Source organism: Micromonospora sp. NPDC047670 (assembly GCF_043204915.1).
Taxonomy (GTDB): domain Bacteria; phylum Actinomycetota; class Actinomycetes; order Mycobacteriales; family Micromonosporaceae; genus Micromonospora.
In genome coordinates, this window is record NZ_JBIDDA010000009.1 from 137,992 (window position 1) to 154,507 (window position 16,516).

15 protein-coding genes are annotated in these 16,516 nt (G+C 76.2%); 8 read left to right on the forward strand and 7 right to left on the reverse strand.

Annotation, left to right across the window (positions count from 1 at the left end):
- Positions 1-17: 17 nt before the first annotated feature.
- Both ACGF7U_RS22155 and ACGF7U_RS22160 read left to right on the forward strand, forming a co-directional pair.
- Entirely contained in the window at positions 18-3,692 is a 3,675-nt protein-coding gene (locus ACGF7U_RS22155) for an SCO7613 C-terminal domain-containing membrane protein (RefSeq protein ID WP_393109442.1), read from the forward strand.
- A 251-nt stretch (positions 3,693-3,943) separates the two neighbouring features.
- Positions 3,944-4,993, forward strand: a complete 1,050-nt coding sequence (locus ACGF7U_RS22160; protein WP_393109444.1) for a fatty acid desaturase family protein — start codon at positions 3,944-3,946, stop codon at positions 4,991-4,993.
- Positions 4,994-5,050: 57 nt separating this feature from the next.
- Here the strand turns inward: ACGF7U_RS22160 and ACGF7U_RS22165 are convergent, their stop codons facing one another.
- Entirely contained in the window at positions 5,051-5,821 is a 771-nt protein-coding gene (locus ACGF7U_RS22165) for a hypothetical protein (protein ID WP_393109446.1), read from the reverse strand.
- Positions 5,822-6,008: 187 nt separating this feature from the next.
- On the opposite strand from ACGF7U_RS22165, the gene ACGF7U_RS22170 reads away from it, so the two are divergent.
- On the forward strand, positions 6,009-6,302 hold the full coding sequence (locus ACGF7U_RS22170; RefSeq protein ID WP_393109448.1) for a 4a-hydroxytetrahydrobiopterin dehydratase: 294 nt from the start codon (positions 6,009-6,011) through the stop codon (positions 6,300-6,302).
- Positions 6,299-7,447 (forward strand): FHA domain-containing protein, encoded by a 1,149-nt coding sequence (locus tag ACGF7U_RS22175; RefSeq protein WP_393109450.1) that lies wholly within the window; start codon positions 6,299-6,301, stop codon positions 7,445-7,447. Before ACGF7U_RS22170 ends, ACGF7U_RS22175 begins: the two co-directional genes overlap by 4 nt.
- A 64-nt stretch (positions 7,448-7,511) precedes the next feature.
- Here ACGF7U_RS22175 and rocD read toward each other — a convergent pair whose 3' ends face one another.
- Both rocD and ddaH read right to left on the reverse strand, forming a co-directional pair.
- The gene (gene rocD, locus ACGF7U_RS22180; protein WP_393109452.1) at positions 7,512-8,726 is read right to left on the reverse strand and encodes an ornithine--oxo-acid transaminase; all 1,215 of its coding nucleotides are present in this window, start codon (positions 8,724-8,726) and stop codon (positions 7,512-7,514) included.
- The gene (gene ddaH / locus ACGF7U_RS22185) at positions 8,723-9,538 is read right to left on the reverse strand and encodes a dimethylargininase (RefSeq protein WP_393109634.1); all 816 of its coding nucleotides are present in this window, start codon (positions 9,536-9,538) and stop codon (positions 8,723-8,725) included. Before ddaH ends, rocD begins: the two co-directional genes overlap by 4 nt.
- 326 nt (positions 9,539-9,864) lie before the next feature.
- Here ddaH and ACGF7U_RS22190 point away from each other — a divergent pair, with 326 nt between their 5' ends.
- Positions 9,865-10,245 carry a winged helix-turn-helix transcriptional regulator gene (locus ACGF7U_RS22190; RefSeq protein ID WP_393109454.1) on the forward strand — a complete coding sequence of 127 codons (381 nt, stop codon included), beginning with the start codon at positions 9,865-9,867 and terminating at the stop codon, positions 10,243-10,245.
- Between the two features lie 142 nt (positions 10,246-10,387).
- Here ACGF7U_RS22190 and ACGF7U_RS22195 read toward each other — a convergent pair whose 3' ends face one another.
- Positions 10,388-11,179, reverse strand: a complete 792-nt coding sequence (locus ACGF7U_RS22195; protein WP_393109456.1) for a thrombospondin — start codon at positions 11,177-11,179, stop codon at positions 10,388-10,390.
- 145 nt (positions 11,180-11,324) lie between these two features.
- Between ACGF7U_RS22195 and ACGF7U_RS22200 the strand changes: the two genes are divergently transcribed.
- On the forward strand, positions 11,325-12,134 hold the full coding sequence (locus ACGF7U_RS22200) for an Fpg/Nei family DNA glycosylase (protein WP_393109458.1): 810 nt from the start codon (positions 11,325-11,327) through the stop codon (positions 12,132-12,134).
- Positions 12,135-12,164: 30 nt separating this feature from the next.
- Here the strand turns inward: ACGF7U_RS22200 and ACGF7U_RS22205 are convergent, their stop codons facing one another.
- Positions 12,165-13,043: an aminoglycoside phosphotransferase family protein gene (locus tag ACGF7U_RS22205; RefSeq protein WP_393109460.1), complete on the reverse strand. Its 879-nt coding sequence runs from the start codon at positions 13,041-13,043 to the stop codon at positions 12,165-12,167.
- Between the two features lie 88 nt (positions 13,044-13,131).
- On the opposite strand from ACGF7U_RS22205, the gene ACGF7U_RS22210 reads away from it, so the two are divergent.
- Positions 13,132-13,305 carry a sigma factor gene (locus ACGF7U_RS22210; protein ID WP_393109462.1) on the forward strand — a complete coding sequence of 58 codons (174 nt, stop codon included), beginning with the start codon at positions 13,132-13,134 and terminating at the stop codon, positions 13,303-13,305.
- Positions 13,306-13,660: 355 nt separating this feature from the next.
- On the forward strand, positions 13,661-13,855 hold the full coding sequence (locus tag ACGF7U_RS22215) for a hypothetical protein (RefSeq protein WP_393109464.1): 195 nt from the start codon (positions 13,661-13,663) through the stop codon (positions 13,853-13,855).
- Between the two features lie 116 nt (positions 13,856-13,971).
- Here the strand turns inward: ACGF7U_RS22215 and ACGF7U_RS22220 are convergent, their stop codons facing one another.
- On the reverse strand, positions 13,972-15,390 hold the full coding sequence (locus ACGF7U_RS22220; protein ID WP_393109466.1) for a WGR domain-containing protein: 1,419 nt from the start codon (positions 15,388-15,390) through the stop codon (positions 13,972-13,974).
- 193 nt (positions 15,391-15,583) lie between these two features.
- Positions 15,584-16,387 (reverse strand): MerR family transcriptional regulator, encoded by an 804-nt coding sequence (locus ACGF7U_RS22225; protein WP_393109468.1) that lies wholly within the window; start codon positions 16,385-16,387, stop codon positions 15,584-15,586.
- Between the last annotated feature and the right edge of the window lie 129 nt (positions 16,388-16,516).

Consider the following 16,516-nt stretch of genomic DNA (forward strand, 5'->3'; position numbering starts at 1 on the left):
CGGCTGAGAATGGCCGGGTGCAGAACACCGGCTACCCCTGCCCCGCCTGCGGCGCGCCGGCCGATCTCGGCTCCGGCTGCTCCGGTTGCGGGCGGCCGCCGTACCCGGCCGCCGCCGAGGTGATCCGGCTCGACCGGGAGATCGTCGTGCTCGGCGGCGAGGTCGAGCGGGCCCGCGCGGCGTACCAGGGGCTCGTCGACCGACTGGCGGCGAGCCGGCGGCGCCGGGCCGAACTGGCCGCCGCGATCCGGGCGCAGTTCCCCGGCCCGGCCGCGATTCCGACGCCCGCCGCGATTCCGACGCCCGCCGCGATTCCGGCGCCCGCCGCGGGCCCGGCGTCGGTGCCGACCCACCCGGCGCCGGCGTGGCCGGGTCGGGGGCCGGTCGCGCCGGGCCCTGCGCCGGCCCCGGTCGGCGCGGGCGTCGGCGGGGCGGAGACCTCCACCCGGACGGTGCAGAGCCTGCTGTTCGTCCTCGGCGGACTGCTCCTGGGCACCGCGGCGGTGGTCTTCACGGCGGTCGCCTGGGCGGCGGTCGGGGTCGCGGGCCGGGCCCTGATCCTGGCCGCGTTCACCGCGCTCGCCCTGGCCGCGCCCCTGGTGGCGGTGCGGCGCGGGCTGCGCGGCACCGCGGAGACGTTCGCCGCGGTGGGGCTGCTGCTGGTGCTCCTCGACGGGTACGCCGCCTGGACGGTGGACCTGTTCGGGGTTGCCGGCTGGCCCGCCACCCGCTACGCCGCGCTGGTCGGGGGGGTCGGCGCGGCGGTCGCCGCCGGGTACGCCCGGCTCAGCGGGCTGACCGTGCCGTGGTTCGCGGCCCTGGTGACCGCGCAGCCCGTGCTGCCCCTGCTCGCCGTCGGCGCCCGGCCGGACGCCGCCGGCTGGGCGGTGGTCTTCGTCGGGGTGGCGCTGCTCGACCTGGCGGTGCTGGTCGCGCTGCGTCGCCGGAGCGGACCGGCGGGCGGCGCCGCGACCACGGGCGGCGGGGGACCGGCGGCCGCGGTGCCCGCCCCAGCGGGCGGGGGGCCCGCGCCGGCGGGCGGGGGGCCCGCGCCGGCGGGCGGGTCGGGGGAGCGCCCGGCGGTCCTCGCCGGTCGCGTCGTCGCCTGGATCGGGTACGCCGGCGCGCTGGCGGTGGCCGCGAGCTGCGCGCTGGTGCCGCTGGTCGTCGGCCGGGCCGCCGGCAGCCCGCTGCTCGCCGGCGCGCCCCTGCTGCTGGCGGCGCTGACGCTGCTGGGCGCGGCGCTGCTCACCGGCGGGCGGGTGTTCCGCGCCGTCGCCGCCGGGCTGCTGGTGCCGGTGCTGGCCGGCGCGGCCGTCCGCCCGGTCGCGGAGCTGTGGCCATCGCTGGTGCTGCTGCTCGCGGCGCTCGTCGTGGCGGCGCTGGCCGGCGCGGTGCGGCTGCTGCCCGCCCGGTGGCGGACCGGTCCCCGGGTCGGCGCGCTGCTGGTGGCCGGGGGGACGGCCCAGCTCGCCGTGCTGATGACCGTCGTGCTCGCCGGCGCCGCGGTCGGCCGGTCGCTGCCGCCGTGGCAGGGGGCCGCCGCCGGGCCGGACGTCGCATGGGGGTGGCAGCTGCCGCCGGCGATCGCGCTGGCCCTCGCGGCCGTGGGGCTGCTGCTGCCCCGGGCCGCCCGGCCGGCGCTGGCCGCGTTCGGCGTGGCGGCCACCGCGCTCGCGGTGCCCGCCGGCTGGCCGTCGCCGTGGCCCCCGGTGGTGGCCCTGGACCTGGCGGCGGGGGCGGGCCTGCTGGGCGTCGCGGTGGGACGGGCGGGCGTCCGGTCCTGGACGGCGGTGACCGCGACGGCGTCCGGAGCCTTCCTGCTCGGGCACGGACTGCTGGTGGGGCTCGCCGCTCCCGGCGGCGCGGGTGCGGCGCTCGCGGTGGTCCTGGTCGCCGGGCTCGCCGTGGCCGCCGCCGGACGGCGCGGCACGGCCGTCCAGCGCGGGATCGCCGGGGTGTTCCTGGCCGGCGCGCCGCTCGCGGCGCCGGCCGGCGCGGCCGTCGCCCTGCTCGCTGCCGGGGCGCCGGCCTGGTGGCAGGCGCGTGCGGCGCTCGCCGCCGTCGTGCTGCTGCCGGCCGGGCTGCTCGCGGTCCGTCGGCACTGGCCCGACCTGCGGGCGTACGCCTCCGTCGCGCTCGCCGTGGCGGTCCTGCTGGTCGGGTTGACGCCGCTGGTCGTGCCCGCCGACGAGCCGGTGACGCTCTACGCCGCCGTGGCGGTCCTGCTGGCGACGCTGGGCGGCGCGGCGCGCTCCGACACGGTCCTGCGGGTGGCTGGCAGCGGGCTGCTGGCGGTCTCCGTCGTCGCCACCGCGCCGGTGGCGCTCACGGTCCTCCTCGCGCCGTACGGCGGGGTGCCGCCCTGGTCCGGGCCGCCCGCGGTCGAGCCCGTCCCGGAGGCGTTCCCGGCCGGCGTGGCGCTGGCCGTGCTGGCGGTGGCCGGACTGCTGGCCGCCCGGCCCGGCGCGGCGGGTGTCGCCGGGCCCGGCGCGCCGGGCGGCGTGGCGTCGGCGCGCTCCGGGTGGTGGCGGGCCGCGCTGGTCGCGCTGCCGTTCGCCGCGACGGCGCTGCCGGTGCTGCTCGTGGCCGCCGGCGCGCCGTGGCCGGTGGCGCCGGTAGCCACGCTGCTTCTCGGGGTGGCCGCGGTGCTGGTCGCCGCGCTGGCCGCGCCGCGCGCGCTGCTCGCCCCGGTCGGGGTGCCGGTGGGGCTGGTGCTGGCCGCCTCCGGGCTGCTCGGGCTGCTGGCCACCCGGGCGGGCACGCTCGCCGGCCTGGGCGTGCTGGTGGTGGCGGCGGTCGTGGTGGGCGGGGCCGCCCGCCGGGACGACGCCCGGCTCGCCGGCTGCCTGGTCGCGGTGGCCGCCGCCACCGGCCTGGCGGTCACCGCTCCGCTGGCCGGCGGGCTGCCGCTGCGGGCGGCCGCGTTCGCCGTGCTCGCCGTCGCGGTGCTCACGCTGGCCGCCGCCGCGCTGCTCGACGGCCGTCGGGGCGCGGACGCGGGCGACCCGGCCCGTCGGGGGGCCGCCCCGGCGGCGGTGGCGCTGGAGGCGGCGGCGCAGGCGGTGGCGCTGGTCGCGCTGCTGCTCGCGGTCGGCGCGCTCCGGCACGCCGCGGCGGTCTGCGTGCTGTGGGGAGCGGCCGTCGCGCTGCGGGTGCTGCGCCGGGGCGAGTCGGCCGGCCGGCGCTGGGCCTTCGCGGGCGTCGCCGCCGGCAGCGAGCTGCTCGGCGGCTGGCTGCTGCTGGCCGCCGGGGGAGTGGCGGTGCTGGAGGCGTACACGGTGCCCGCGGCGGCGCTGGCCCTCGGGGCGGGCGTGGCGGCGCTGCGCACCCGGCCCGGGCTCACCAGCTGGCTGGCGCTCGGCCCGGGGCTCGCGGCGGCGCTGCTGCCGAGCCTGGTGTCGGTGCTGGTGGCGCCGGATCCCCAGCCGTGGCGGCGGCTGCTGCTGGGCGCCGCCGCGCTCGGCACGGTGCTCGCCGGAGCGACCCGCCGCTGGCAGGCGCCGGTGCTGCTCGGCGGGGTCACCCTCGCGCTGCTCGCGCTGCACGAGCTGGTCCGCGGGTGGGACCTGCTGCCCCGGTGGGTCTTCCTCGCCCTCGGCGGGTTCGCGTTGATCGGCCTCGCCGCGACGTACGAACGACGTCGGCGGGACCTGACCCGGCTCCGGGCCGCCGTCGGCCGGATGGGCTGACCGGAGCCGGGGCTGGCCTCGGCGAACTCCGCCGGGCACGCGCGTGGCGGCGGCGACCGCGTCGCGGGTCTTCGGGGGCCGCGCCAACGGGGGGCGGCCGGGGCGACCGGCATCGCGGCGGCCGGGGGTAGGGCCTGCCCTACCCCCGGTTCGGGGGTGGACAGGGTTACTCAGCGCAACCGTTCTCCGGAGACTGGAGGGCAGGGGTTGCGCCGACCGGCGCGGCTCGGATCGAGGGAACGGGAGCCGCAATGGTGCTCGCAGCGGTGGCAGAACCGCCGGTACGGCGGGGCAGTGACTACGCGCAGTTGTCCCGGCGGATCAGCGGAGCGGGCCTGCTGGAGCGGCGGCCGGGCCGGTACGTGACGCGGATCGTGCTCACGCTGGGCGTCTTCGCGGCCGGCTGGGCCGCGGTCGGGCTGGTCGGTGACTCCTGGGCGCAGCTCCTGGTCGCCGTGTTCCTGGCCGTCGCCACCACGCAGGTGGCGTTCCTCGGCCACGACGCCGGGCACCGGCAGATGTTCCGCCGGCGCGGGCCGAGCGAGGCGGTGGGCCTGCTCGCCGGCAACCTGGCGGTGGGGCTCAGCTACGGCTGGTGGGTCGACAAGCACAACCGGCACCACGCCAACCCGAACCACGAGGACGAGGACCCGGACGTCGGGGCGGGCGCGCTGGTCTGGACGTACGAGCAGGCCGCCGAGACGCGCGGCTTCGGTCGCTGGCTGGCCCGCCGGCAGGCGTGGCTGTTCTTCCCGATGCTGCTGTTGGAGGGGCTCGCCCTGCACGTGGCGAGCGTGCAGGCGGTCGTGGGGCGGGAGCCGGACGGCCGGTTCCGCACCCCGATGCGGCACCGCAGGGCCGAGGCGCTGCTGCTCGGCCTGCACGCGGTGGGCTACCTCGGCGCGCTGCTGCTGGTGATGTCCCCGGTGAAGGCGCTGCTCTTCGTCGCCGTCCACCAGGGACTGTGGGGCCTCTACATGGGCTGCTCGTTCGCCCCGAACCACAAGGGGATGCCCATGCCGACGGCCGACGACGACCTCGACTTCCTGCGCAAGCAGGTGCTCACCTCCCGCAACGTCCGGGGTGGCCCGTTCGTCGACTTCGCCCTCGGCGGGCTCAACTACCAGATCGAGCACCACCTGTTCCCGAACATGCCGCGGGCGAACCTGCGCCGGGCGCAGCCGATCGTGGCCGCGTACTGCGCCGAGCGGGGTATCCCGTACGCCCAGACCGGGCTGATCGAGTCGTACCGGCAGGCGCTCGCGCACCTGCACGAGGTGGGCCGGCCGCTGCGCGGCTGAGACGCGAAGACGACGAAGGGGCGGTGCCGACCGGCGCCGCCCCTTCCTTCGCGTACGTCAGGAGCCCATGGCCTTGATCAGCTCCGCCGGGGCCTCCTGGGTCTCGCTCGCCGCGGGCTTGCGCACCGAGACCGGGGCGCCGAAGTCCGAGTACGTGGTGGTCATCTTGCCCAGCGCCTCGTGCAGCACGCTGGTGTCGATGACGAACTCGACGAGCCGGTTCTGGTCGTCGACCTTGGCGGTGAACGGGACGGCCTTGGCCTTGTCGCCGAGCGCCTTGATGGACTCGTCGTTCGCCTTCGTGCGGGTGTAGTCCAGGGTGCCGGCGAAGGTGCCCGCGCCGGTCTTCTCCACGTCCACCACACTGTCGATCATCTGCTTCGCGCCGCCCGGGTCGCCCTCGGGCATCAGGTTTAGCTGACCGCTCTCGCCGAGCTTCGTGGCGTCCATGTGCATCCACTTCTTCGGCATCCCCGGCATGCCGCTGATCTTCAGGTAGGCGTCGTCGCCGAGCATCAGGACCCGGAAGGTGCCTCCCGTGCCCATCTTCATGGTCATGTCGCCGGTCTTGGTGGCCGGGTCCATCACGCCGCTGCCGTTGATGACCGCCGACTTCAGCTTCATCCGGACGCTCTGCTGGTTGAGCTTCTGCGCGGCGGCGCTCAGCTCGGCGCGGGCGTCCGCCGGGGCCGAGCTGGTGGCCGGTGCGGCGCCGGTGCCGTTGCCGGCCGGGGTGCCCGCGTCCGTCTTCGTGCCGCACCCGGTCAGACCGAGGCTGAGCGCGGCGACGATCGCGACCCCCGTGGTCGCCAGCCGTCGAGTGTTCATCCGGGAAATCTCCTCACGCAGGGTGGGCCGGGGGCGACGCCGGTCGCTGCCCCGGCCGGGCCGCCGGTCAGCCTAACCCCCGCCGCCCACTGGCCGGGCTCTATGTCCCGCCCGGCCCGCTGCCGGCTCGGACACACCTCCCGCCGCTGGTCGGCGTCGCGGCGGCCGGCCCCGGTAGGGTCTCCCCATGGCAGACGTGCTCACCGCCGAGGCGGTGCGAGACGAGCTGGGCGGGCTGGCGGGCTGGTCGGGGGACCCCGCCGGGATCACCCGCACCGTGGAACTGGCCAGCTTCCCGGACGCCATCGCGGTCGTCGACCGGGTCGCCGCGGCGGCGGAGGAGTTGGACCACCACCCCGACATCGACATCCGCTGGCGCACCCTGACCTTCCGCTGCGTCACGCACTCGGCGGGCGGGGTCACCCGGCGCGACCTGGAACTGGCCCGGCGGATCGACGAGATCGTGGGGAGCGTCCGATGAGATTCGAGATCAGCAAGGTGCTGGACGCCATCGAGGGGCGGGTCTGCACCGACCCGTCGCTGGCCCGGGCCGTCGTCGACCTGGCCGAGGTGATCCGCTACCAGGACATCGACGGCGGCCGGCCGGCCAGCCTGCTCCGCCTCGGCATGGTGATCGACGCCCTCGCCCGTGAGCTGGAGGAGGACAGCGTCCCCGTCTACGCGGTCGTCCACCGGGCCCTGCTCTCCGACGCCGACCTCACCTCCAACGAGCGGATGGTGGTCCGCCGGTGGGCCGACGACGGGCTGGTCGAGGTCCTCGACAACCCGGGCGACCGGATGTTCGAGGTGGCCGACCTGCTCGGGCTGCCGGTGCTCACCCGGGCGCGGGCGGACGGCCTGCGCGGGCGCTACCCGTGGCTGGTCGAGCAGGCGGGGCGCGTCCTCGCGCCGGTGCCCGGCGCCGGCGGGCCGGTCTTCATCGCCCACGTCGGCGGCGGGCACACCCCGGTCGCCGGCGAGCGGTCACCGGCCGGCGCGAAGCTGCTCTCCCGCCAGTGGCGCTGCCCCGAGCCGGGCTGCGCGCTCTTCGGCGGCGGGGGAGGCGGCGGGGCCTTCGCCGACCTGGCCCGCGTGGAGCGCAGCCCGGCCGGTCAGCCGCCCCCGTCCCTGCGCGGCGGGGCGCCCACCTGCCCGCGGCACGGGGCCCGGCTCGGCGACGCCGGCCCGCGACCGCGCAGCGAGGTGCTGGCCGTCCGCGTCGGCGGGCTGATCCGGCGTCGCTTCGTGCTCACCGAGGACCAGCCGGCGGTGGTCGGCCGGGCGCCCGACCAGAGCGGCGGGATCGTGCTCGGGCAGTGGCTCAACGACGAGGCGCGCCGCTGGATCAGCCGCAGCCACGTCCAGTTCGAGCTGCGGGTCGGCGAGGTGATCGTGACCGACGTGAGCACCAACGGCTCCGGCATCCGGCCGGGCGGGTCGATGGCGGAGGGCGACCGCGTCCCGCTGGCGCCGAGGCAGTCGCGGGTGCTGGCGGAGGGCGACATGGTGGAGCTCTACCCCGGGGTGCAGATCGGCCGACCGGGCGAGCTTCCCGCCGGGGCCCCGTACACGCCGAACTCGGTCATGGCCGAGGCGCCGACGATGGCGATGCGCCTGCCCAAGTGAGGGTGGGCGGACGACGGCGGGCGCCGGGACCGTGGTCCCGACGCCCGCCGTCGTCGTACGGGGCTCAGCCCGCCAGCACGGCGGCGAGCTGGGCGACCGCGTGGTCGATCTCCTCCTCGGTGATCACCAGCGGCGGGGCGAGCCGGATGGTGGAGCCGTGGGTGTCCTTGGCCAGGACGCCCCGTTCCATCAGCCGCTCGCAGGCCTCCCGGCCGCTCATGAGCGCCGGGTCGATGTCCAGGCCGGCCCAGAGGCCCCGGCCCCGGACGGCGACCAGGCCCTTGCCGACCAGCGCCTGCAAACCGGCGTGCAGCCGGGCGCCCAGCTCGGCCGAGCGGCGCTGGAACTCGCCGGTGGCCAGCAGCCGGACCACCTCGGTCGCCACGGCACAGGCCAGCGGGTTGCCGCCGAACGTGGAGCCGTGCTGACCCGGCTTGAGCACGCCGAGCACGTCGGCGTTCGCGGCCACCGCGGAGACCGGCACGATGCCGCCGCCGAGCGCCTTGCCCAGCAGGTACATGTCCGGCGTGACGCCCTCGTGGTCGCAGGCGAAGGTCTCGCCGGTGCGGCCCAGGCCGGACTGGATCTCGTCGGCGATGAAGAGCACGTTCCGCTCGGTGCAGACCCGGCGGACGCCCGGCAGGTAGCCCTCCGGCGGCACGACGACGCCCTGCTCGCCCTGGATCGGCTCGATCAGGACCGCGACGGTGTTCTCGTCGATCGCGGCGGCCAGCGCGGCCAGGTCGCCGTAGGGGACGACCGTGAAGCCCGGGGTGTACGGCCCGAAGTCGGCGCGCGCGTCCTCGTCGGTCGAGAAGCTGACGATGGTGGTCGTCCGGCCGTGGAAGTTCCCCTCGGCGACCACGATGTTGGCCTGCCCCGGCGCCACGCCCTTGACCTGGTAACCCCACTTGCGGGCCACCTTGATGCCGGTCTCCACCGCCTCGGCGCCGGTGTTCATCGGCAGCACGAGGTCCTTGCCGCAGAGCTCGGCCAGCTCCCGGCAGAAGTCGGCGAACTGGTCGTGGATGAACGCCCGGCTGGTGAGGGTCAGCTTGTCGAGCTGCGCGTGCGCGGCCTCGATCAGCTTCGGGTGCCGGTGGCCGAAGTTGAGCGCCGAGTAGCCGGCCAGGCAGTCCAGGTAGCGGTGACCGTCCACGTCGGTCAGCCAGGAGCCCTCGGCGGAGGAGATGACCACCGGCAGCGGGTGGTAGTTGTGCGCGGTCCACCGCTCCGCGTCGCGGACCGCCTCCGGCGTCCGCAGCATGTCCTCGATCACTTGCTCGCCTTTCCCTGACGGAGTCGCAACGTGCAGCACTTCGGTCCACCGCCGGCCTTGCGTAGCTCGGACAGGTCGACGCCGATCGTCTCGTAGCCCCGGTCGCGCAGCTTCGCGGCCAGGCCGGTGGCCTGCGCCGGCAGCACCACGTGCCGGCCGTCGCTGACCGCGTTCAGCCCGAAGACCTCGGCGTCGGCCAGGGTGGCGTGCACCGCGTCCGGGAAGAGCCGGCGCAGCACGGCCCGGCTGCCCGGCGAGAACGCCTCCGGCAGGTACGCCACGGTCCGCTCGTCGAGCACGGTGAGCGCGGTGTCCAGGTGGTAGAAGCGCGGATCGACCAGCTGCATGGTGACCACCGGGTAGCCGAAGACCTCCTGGAGTTGCGCGTGCGAGGCGTGCGCGGTGCGGAAGCCGGTGCCGGCCAGCAGGATGTCGCCGGCCAGCAGGATGTCGCCCTCGCCCTCGTTGACGTGCTTCGGGTCGTACATCTCGAAACCGGCGGCCTCGAACCAGGCGCGGTAGGCGGGGGCCTCGTCGGCGCGCTGTGGGTCGCGGAACTGCACGGCCATCGCCTTGCCGTCGATCACCGTGCCGCCGTTGGCGGCGAAGACCATGTCGGGCAGTCCGGGCACCGGAGTGATCTCCTCGACGGTGTGGCCCAGGTCTCGGTAGATCTGGCGCAGCTGCTCCCACTGCCGGACCGCGAGGTCCGCGTCGACCGGCGCGGTCGGGTCCATCCACGGGTTGATCGCGTAGTCGACGGCGAAGTACGTCGGCCGGCACATCAGGAAGCGCTGGCTGGTGGCGTCCATCGTCATTGTCCTGCTCCCAGGGGTCGGGCGCGCCCGGCCACCTTCGGCCCACGGGCTGGCGCCGTCCGTCAACGCTATGCGGGGCAGGCCGGAAGGATCCACCGGTGAAGGTTGCGTGGAACGAACGATCATTGCGTATGGCGACGCGTGGCCGGCGATTCGTTGCGTGTCCGCACCCGGACGCGGCCGCCCTGGGTCGTCCGCGCGCCGCGGCCCGGTACGGGCAGAGGTCGTCGGCGACGGCCAGGTCGGCGTACGAGACCTCCCGTGTGCACCACGCCAGCCACCGGGCCGGTTTCCTCTCAGACACCGACTAGCGTGCAACCATGCGTGTGCCGTTGGATCCGGAGATGTTCGATCCGGTCTGCCCGTCGGACCTGTCCCCGATCCGGGTGGGGGACAAGTGGGGCGGAATGATCATCCGCTGTCTCGAGCACGGCCCCCGCCGCTTCTCGGAACTCCGGGTGCCGCTGCGCGGGATCACCGCGAAGGTGCTCACCGGGTCGCTCCGCAAGCTGGAACGCGACGGCCTGGTGCGGCGGACGGCGTACGCCGGGGCCGCGCCGCGGGTCGAGTACGAGCTGACCCCGCTCGGCCGCAGCCTGCTCGGCCCGCTGGATGTGGCCTGCGAGTGGGCCTGGCGGAACCTGGACGCCCTGCTGGACGCCCGGGAGGCCGTGCCGGGGCCGGAGGCGGCGCGGGGCTGACCGACCCCCGGACGCACTTCGGGGGCGGCGAACCGCCGCCCCCGAAAGGGTGTGCCCGGCTGGTGAACCACCAGACTGGTCGGGCGTGGCCGGTGAACCACCGGCGCTGCCGGCGCGTCGCCGGCGCGCCGGACATTGCCCGCTAGAAGCGGTCCGCAAACTGTGAGTCAAGCCACTCCCGGAACCGGGCCACCCAGTCGCCGTCGGTGGTCGGCCAGTCGAACTGGCCGGTCATCGCGAGCACGCCCAGGACCACCGCGCCGAGACCGATGACGATGCCCAGCAGCGCGTCCGTCTTGCCGGCGATGTGACGGCGCCGGGTGGCCATCAGACCCAGCACGGCGAGGATGGCGCCGACCGCCCCGAGCCCGATGCCGTACCCGGCGAGGGTGCCGGTGAGCACGAAGAGCGCCCCGGCCACGCCGGCGACCAGGCCGAGCGTGGCGAGGAGGCTGGCCCGGGGCTTGGGACCGGCGACCACCGGCCGCTCCGGCGCGCCGTCGGGGACACCGTCCCCGTCCCGGTCGACGGGGCGGTCCAGCCGGCCGTCCACCGTGCGGTCCCGGTCCGCCCCGGTGGCCCGCGCCGCCGCCGCGCCCCGGTCCAGGTCGACCGTCCGGCCGTCGATGGTCCGTTCGAGGGTCGGGTCCGCGTCGGTGCCGCGGACAGCGCGCCGGGTGTCGTCGTCGACCGGGCGGGCGGTGGCGGCCCGCGCGACGGCGGCCCGCTCGGCCGCCCGCCGCTCGGCCTCGGCGTCGCGCCCGCCGGCTCCGGGCGCGGCGTTGCTGCGGTAGGTCGCCTGGTCGGCGTCCCGGTCGGTCACCACCGGGCGGCCCGCCCGGTCGGGGTCCTCGGCGCGGACCCGGCCGTCGGCGTCATCGTCATCCGTCTGCGCCGGCTCCGTCCGGCGCGACAGGGAAGGAATCTTGACCACAACACACCTCCTGGTGAATGCGCGGCGGCCGGTGGAGCGGGTGGCGCCCGCGCGCTAACGAACAGCAGGTACCCAGCCGCGATGTTCGCGACACCCCCGGCCGCCGGCGCGGGCGGTGGCCGGGTCGCCGGCTACCGTTGCCGTCGTGCCCGAGGGACACACCATCCACCGACTCGCCGCGCGGCACGCCGAGCTGTTCGCCGGCGACAAGGTGCACGCCGCCAGCCCGCAGGGCCGCTTCGCCGAGGGCGCCGCGCTGCTCAGCGGCACCGTCCTGGAGAGCACCGAGGCGTACGGCAAGCACCTGCTGCACCACCACGCCGGCGAGCTGACCCTGCACGTCCACCTCGGGCTCTACGGCAAGTTCGCCGACGGCGCGGGCGAGCCCCCGGAGCCGGTCGGCCAGGTGCGGCTGCGGCTGACCAGCGACCGGCACTGGCTCGACCTGCGTGGCCCGACCGCCTGCGAGCTGCTCACCCCGCCCGAGGTGGCGGCGCTGCGCGGCCGGCTCGGTCCCGACCCGCTGCGGGCCGACGCCGACCCCGACCGGGCGTACGCCCGGATCTCCCGCAGCCCGACGCCGCTGGCCGCGCTGCTGCTGGACCAGTCGGTGGTGGCCGGCACCGGGCTGATCTTCGTCACCGAGGCGTTGTTCCGGGCGGGCCTGCCGCCGACGCTGCCCGGCCGGCGGCTGGGCCGCGCCCGCTGGGACGAGCTCTGGGCCGATCTGGTGACGCTGATGCGGCTCGCCGTCGGGCGCGGCCGGATCGACACCGTCCGCGACGCGCACCTGCCCGAGGCGATGGGCCGCGCCGCTCGCGTCGACCGGCACGGCGGCGAGGTGTACGTCTACCGCCGCCCCGGCGCCCCCTGCCACCTCTGCGGCACGGCAGTGAGCCGCGGGGAGCTGGCCGGCCGCAACCTCTACTGGTGCGCCACCTGCCAACGGGGCTGACGCCTCCCGGCGGCGCGCACTCCCCGGCGCTCACTCCCGACCGAGCAGCCAGCGGACCACCTCTACCTGGCGGGGGAAGACCTTCCCCTCGCCGATGCTCCAGGCCAGGGTCTGCCCGATCGTCCAGCCGCGCACCCGTTCGCGGTCCAGCCCCAGCTCCGCGCTGAGTCGGTCCAGCCGGTGCCGGACGGCGTCCGGCGAGTGCCCCAGCTCCGCGCCGCGCACCAGCGGCACGACGCCGAACTCCCGCTCGCCGACCAGCGGCTTCGGGTCGATGACGAGCCACGGCTCGCGGGTGGCCCGCAGCACGTTGCCGGCGTGCAGATCCTGGTTGACCAGCACCTGCTCGCCCTGGCTGTCGACGAGGTCCGCCAGCAGCCCGAGCGCCGCGTCGAGCAGTCGCCGCTCGTACGGCCGGCCGGCCCGCTCCCAGTTCCCCGGCAGCCGCTCGACCCAGCCGGCCGCCTCCTCGGCGAGCGGGGTGAACGGCGGGCCGGCCGGTCGCCACAGCCGGGGCAGCAGCCCGGCCGCCACGCCCAGCGCCGCCTCGGCGGGCAGCGCGTGCAGTGGCGTGCCGGGCACGCACCGCTCCACCAGCAGCGCCCGGTGGTCCGGGTCGTGCGCGAGCAGCCGGGCCGCCCCCGCCCCGGCCCAGCGGTCGAGCGCCGCGGCCTCGTACACGCTGTCGGGGTCCGGGTACTGGAGCTTCAGCACCGCCGGCGTGCCGTCGGGCAGTTCGGCGGGCAGGGCCAGCGAGGCGAAGGCGTACGGGAAGGGTGGTCCGACCCGCAGCGACCAGCGCGCGACGCAGGCGGCCAGTCGCTCCGGGAGGGCCGTCAGCCACCGCCGTCCGGCGGGGGTGCCGCGCACCCAGCCCAGCCCGTCGGGGATCCGCAGTTCCGTGTCCACCCGGCCATCGTGGACGCCGGGCCGCCACGTCGTACAACCGATTCCCGGCTGCGGCCGTCTGTAGGGGGGAACCGACGGAGGTAGCCGGATGCCGGACGCATCGGAACAGGAATACGTCGAGTACCTCGGCGCGCGGCTGCCCATGCTGCACCGGCTGGCGTACTCGCTCTGCGGCAACAGCGACCAGGCCGACGACCTGGTGCAGGAGGCGGCGGCACGGCGACCGAGTTCGTGGCCCACACCTTCCGGGGCGGCTGGATAACGGGGACCGCGATCCGGGAGGCGGCCGGAGCGCGGTACGAGCATCCGGCCCGGTACCACCTGCCCACGGGGCGGTACGTGCCGCTGCCGCGACCCACCACCCCCTCTACCCGGCCGACCCCGCCGGACGGTGGGGCCGGGGCCGCCCCGGGCATCGTCGCGCCCTCGCCCTCCGAGGGCGGCTGGCCGGGCTCGGCCGGGCCCCCGCCCGTCTCGGAGGGTGACGGGTCCCCAGGCGGATCGCCCCCCCCGACGCCGCCAAGCTGCCGGCCGCGTCCGGCGCGGACGCGGCCGGCTCCGCCTGGCGCGGTTCCGCCATCAACGCCGGCAACGGCCGGGGCTGGATGGTGGGCTCGGTGGGCAAAGGGCAGGCCGGGCTGCTCACCGACACCGGGCTGGTGAGCCTGGCCGGCTGGGACGGGGACCGGGGCCGGTACACCACCGCGGTGACCGTCAGCGACGACGGGCGGGTCATCGGCGGTCAGCTGCACGTCGAACCGGAGATCGGCGGGGGCCCGGCGTCGCTCGCCGTCCGCTGGCGCTGCCGCTGACCGCACCGCTCCCCGCCCCGACGGGGCGACCGGGGGCGGCGCGGCGGGTGGCCGGGCGCGGCGACCGCCGCTGACCGGGCCGGGGGCGGTCCCGCGCCGCCCCCGGCCCGGAGCTGTCAGCGCAGCCGGCGGATGTCGCCGTACGCGCGGTAGAAGCCGCCCCGGCCCGACTCGCGGACCTGGGTGACGAGGTAGCGCGCGCCCGGCTCGCGGATGCCCTTGGGGAACTGCACCGACCAGTCCGGGTGGTAACCGGGGGAGAGCACGTGCACGCGCAGCCGGCCCCGGTCCTCGACGCACTGCACGACCACACCGCCGTCGACGTCGCTGGTGACCTCGACGGTCGTCCACGCCGCCGGCTCGGGCAGCCGGGACGGGGCCTTGACGTCGAGCACGTCCGGCACGCTGCCGGCCTCCGCCGCCCGGATGGCCGGCTCGCTGGCGTCGATGCAGGCCAGGTAGCCGCCGGTGGTGACGACGTAGAGCCGCTCGTCGTGGTATTGCATCGAGTAGGCCGAGCCGCAGCCGGTGCCGAGCTTCCACAGCCGGTTGCCGGCGGCGTCGAAGCAGTAGATCGAGGACTGGCTGTCGCCGGCGAAGACGAACCGGCCGCCCTCGGCGGTGGCGCAGGAGAAGACCGGGGCGTCGCACGGGTAGGTGCGCTCGACGCGGCCGCCCTTGGCCAGCCGCACCACCTCCCGGGTGGCGGTGCCGGCGAACACGGCGCCGGGCTCCTGCCAGCCGAAGAGCACCGAGCCGGTGCGGGTGTGCCACAGCTCCTGCCCGGTGCGCCAGTCGTAGCCGGTCACCCCCTGCGAGTGGCCGTGGTAGACCGCGTCGGCGTCGCAGCGCACCATCCACGCCGACCGGCCGCGCCCCGACCGGCGCCAGAGGAACTCGTCCTCGTGGTCGACGGCGGCGATGCCGCCGTCGGCGTCGGAGACGCCCAGCACGCCGTCGTGGATGTCCAGCCAGTAGATGTCGATGTCCGGCGCGATCGCGTACGCGACCCGGGGCACCTTGCCGGACAGGTCGTAGACGTTGCCGTCGTCGCAGCCCGCGTAGATCCAGGCGTCGTCGGCGACGATGCACTTCACCCCGTCGGGGAGACGGACCTGGTCGAGCACCCGGGCGTCGTGGCCGAGCGTGGTGATGACGCCGCGCTCGTTGCCGACCATGCAGCTCTGCCCGTCGACGAAGATGCCGAAGGCCGGCGCGCCGGAGTCGTAGCGCCACAGCACCGGGGCGGTGCGGGCGGTGGAGCGGGTGCTGACGATCTGCCGCCGGGAGACGGCGCGCTTCTGCCGCACGCCCCGCACGGCCGGGGCGTATCCCTTGCGGACCTTCTCGCCGATCTTCTTCGCGGCGGCCGCCCGCGCCCGGGCGTTGTCGGGGTAGGCGGTGGTCTTGACCTGGCCCTGGTCGCCGATCCGGCCGTAGCGGACGGTCAGCGTGGTGTCGTCGACCACGACCTCGTAGAACTTGTGCGCACCGTCCTCTTCGGACAGTTCGAGGTAGGTCGTCTCCTGCGACATGAGGGGCCTCCGAGGGGTCAGCGACCGACCTGACGTGGCCGGCGCGGCGACAGCGGGCACACGCTAACCGCCACCCCCGACAAGCACCCGCACGCGGGGGCCTTCCACCGCCCTCGGGCGTGCGGCTCCTCGCGCCCGGGTGGGCCGGCCCCCCCGGACGCCCCGCGGGGTGGGGAGTTTCCGGAACCGCGCTCTACTGCCAGGTGGCGGTGTCGGGGTCGATGTGGTGGGCGCGTGCGCTGGCGTCGATGCTTCGCCGGAACCACGCGGCGAGGCCGGCGCGGATGCCGTCGTAGTGGGCGGCGAACGCCGGGTCGGCCTCGAACATGCGGCCCAGACAGACCTGCATCTGCCGGGTGAGGGGGAAGTACGACGTGAACACCTCACGGTGCCGCTCGACGAGGTGGTTCGCCTCCGGGCTGCCAGGGGTGACACCGGCGTCCATCGCGTCCGCGAGGGCACGGTCGAGGTCGGCGACGGCGTCGGCGATCGCCTGCCACTCCTCCGGACCGCGGGAGGCCGAGCCTTCGGCGTACTGCCGCCACTGCGTCGTGTCTCCGTAGCGCTGTCGGGCCTGGGCGGGCCAGTCCGGGTTCCACTGGGGGCCGAAGATCGCGGCCTGCTGCTCGGCGGTCAGCAGCAGGCCGCGCTCGTGGGCGGCGATCATCCGGTCCAGGCCGGCGCTGAGCTGCTGGAGGCGGTCGATCCGTTGGGCGATCTGCGTGCGCTGCGCGCGCAGCGCGCCGGGTACGTCCGCGGTCGAGTCGTCCAGGAGGGTCCGAATCCTGTCCAGGTCGAGGCCGAGTTCCCGGTAGACGACGATGCGGTGCAGGCGGTCCAGGTCGCCGGCGGTGTAGAGCCGGTAACCGGCGGCCGTGCGCAGCGACGGTCGCGCCAGACCGATGTCGTCCCAGTGGTGCAGCGCGCGGACGGTCACGCCCAGACGCGTCGAGACCTGACCGACGGTCAGGCCATCGGCGCCAGTGGCATCAGGCATGCCGCTCATTGTCGCCGCGACCGGCGCCCGGTGGGATGGCCCCCGATCGCTGCCAGGCCCACGCCTGGTGACCGGCCGGATCGAAGGGCTCCGCCGCGGGAGTCATTTCGGGACGTCGGAGTGGTCACC

Excerpts from the sequence above, each read along its gene's own strand:
- ACGF7U_RS22170 (WP_393109448.1), top strand. The coding sequence starts at position 6,009 with ATGGCAGACGTGCTCACCGCCGAGGCGGTGCGAGACGAGCTGGGCGGG.
- ACGF7U_RS22190 (WP_393109454.1), top strand. The coding sequence starts at position 9,865 with ATGCGTGTGCCGTTGGATCCGGAGATGTTCGATCCGGTCTGCCCGTCG.
- ACGF7U_RS22220 (WP_393109466.1), bottom strand. The coding sequence starts at position 15,390 with ATGTCGCAGGAGACGACCTACCTCGAACTGTCCGAAGAGGACGGTGCG.
- ACGF7U_RS22225 (WP_393109468.1), bottom strand. The coding sequence starts at position 16,387 with ATGCCTGATGCCACTGGCGCCGATGGCCTGACCGTCGGTCAGGTCTCG.
- ACGF7U_RS22160 (WP_393109444.1), top strand. The coding sequence starts at position 3,944 with ATGGTGCTCGCAGCGGTGGCAGAACCGCCGGTACGGCGGGGCAGTGAC.
- ACGF7U_RS22165 (WP_393109446.1), bottom strand. The coding sequence starts at position 5,821 with ATGAACACTCGACGGCTGGCGACCACGGGGGTCGCGATCGTCGCCGCG.
- ddaH (WP_393109634.1), bottom strand. The coding sequence starts at position 9,538 with ATGGACGCCACCAGCCAGCGCTTCCTGATGTGCCGGCCGACGTACTTC.
- ACGF7U_RS22175 (WP_393109450.1), top strand. The coding sequence starts at position 6,299 with ATGAGATTCGAGATCAGCAAGGTGCTGGACGCCATCGAGGGGCGGGTC.
- ACGF7U_RS22210 (WP_393109462.1), top strand. The coding sequence starts at position 13,132 with ATGCCGGACGCATCGGAACAGGAATACGTCGAGTACCTCGGCGCGCGG.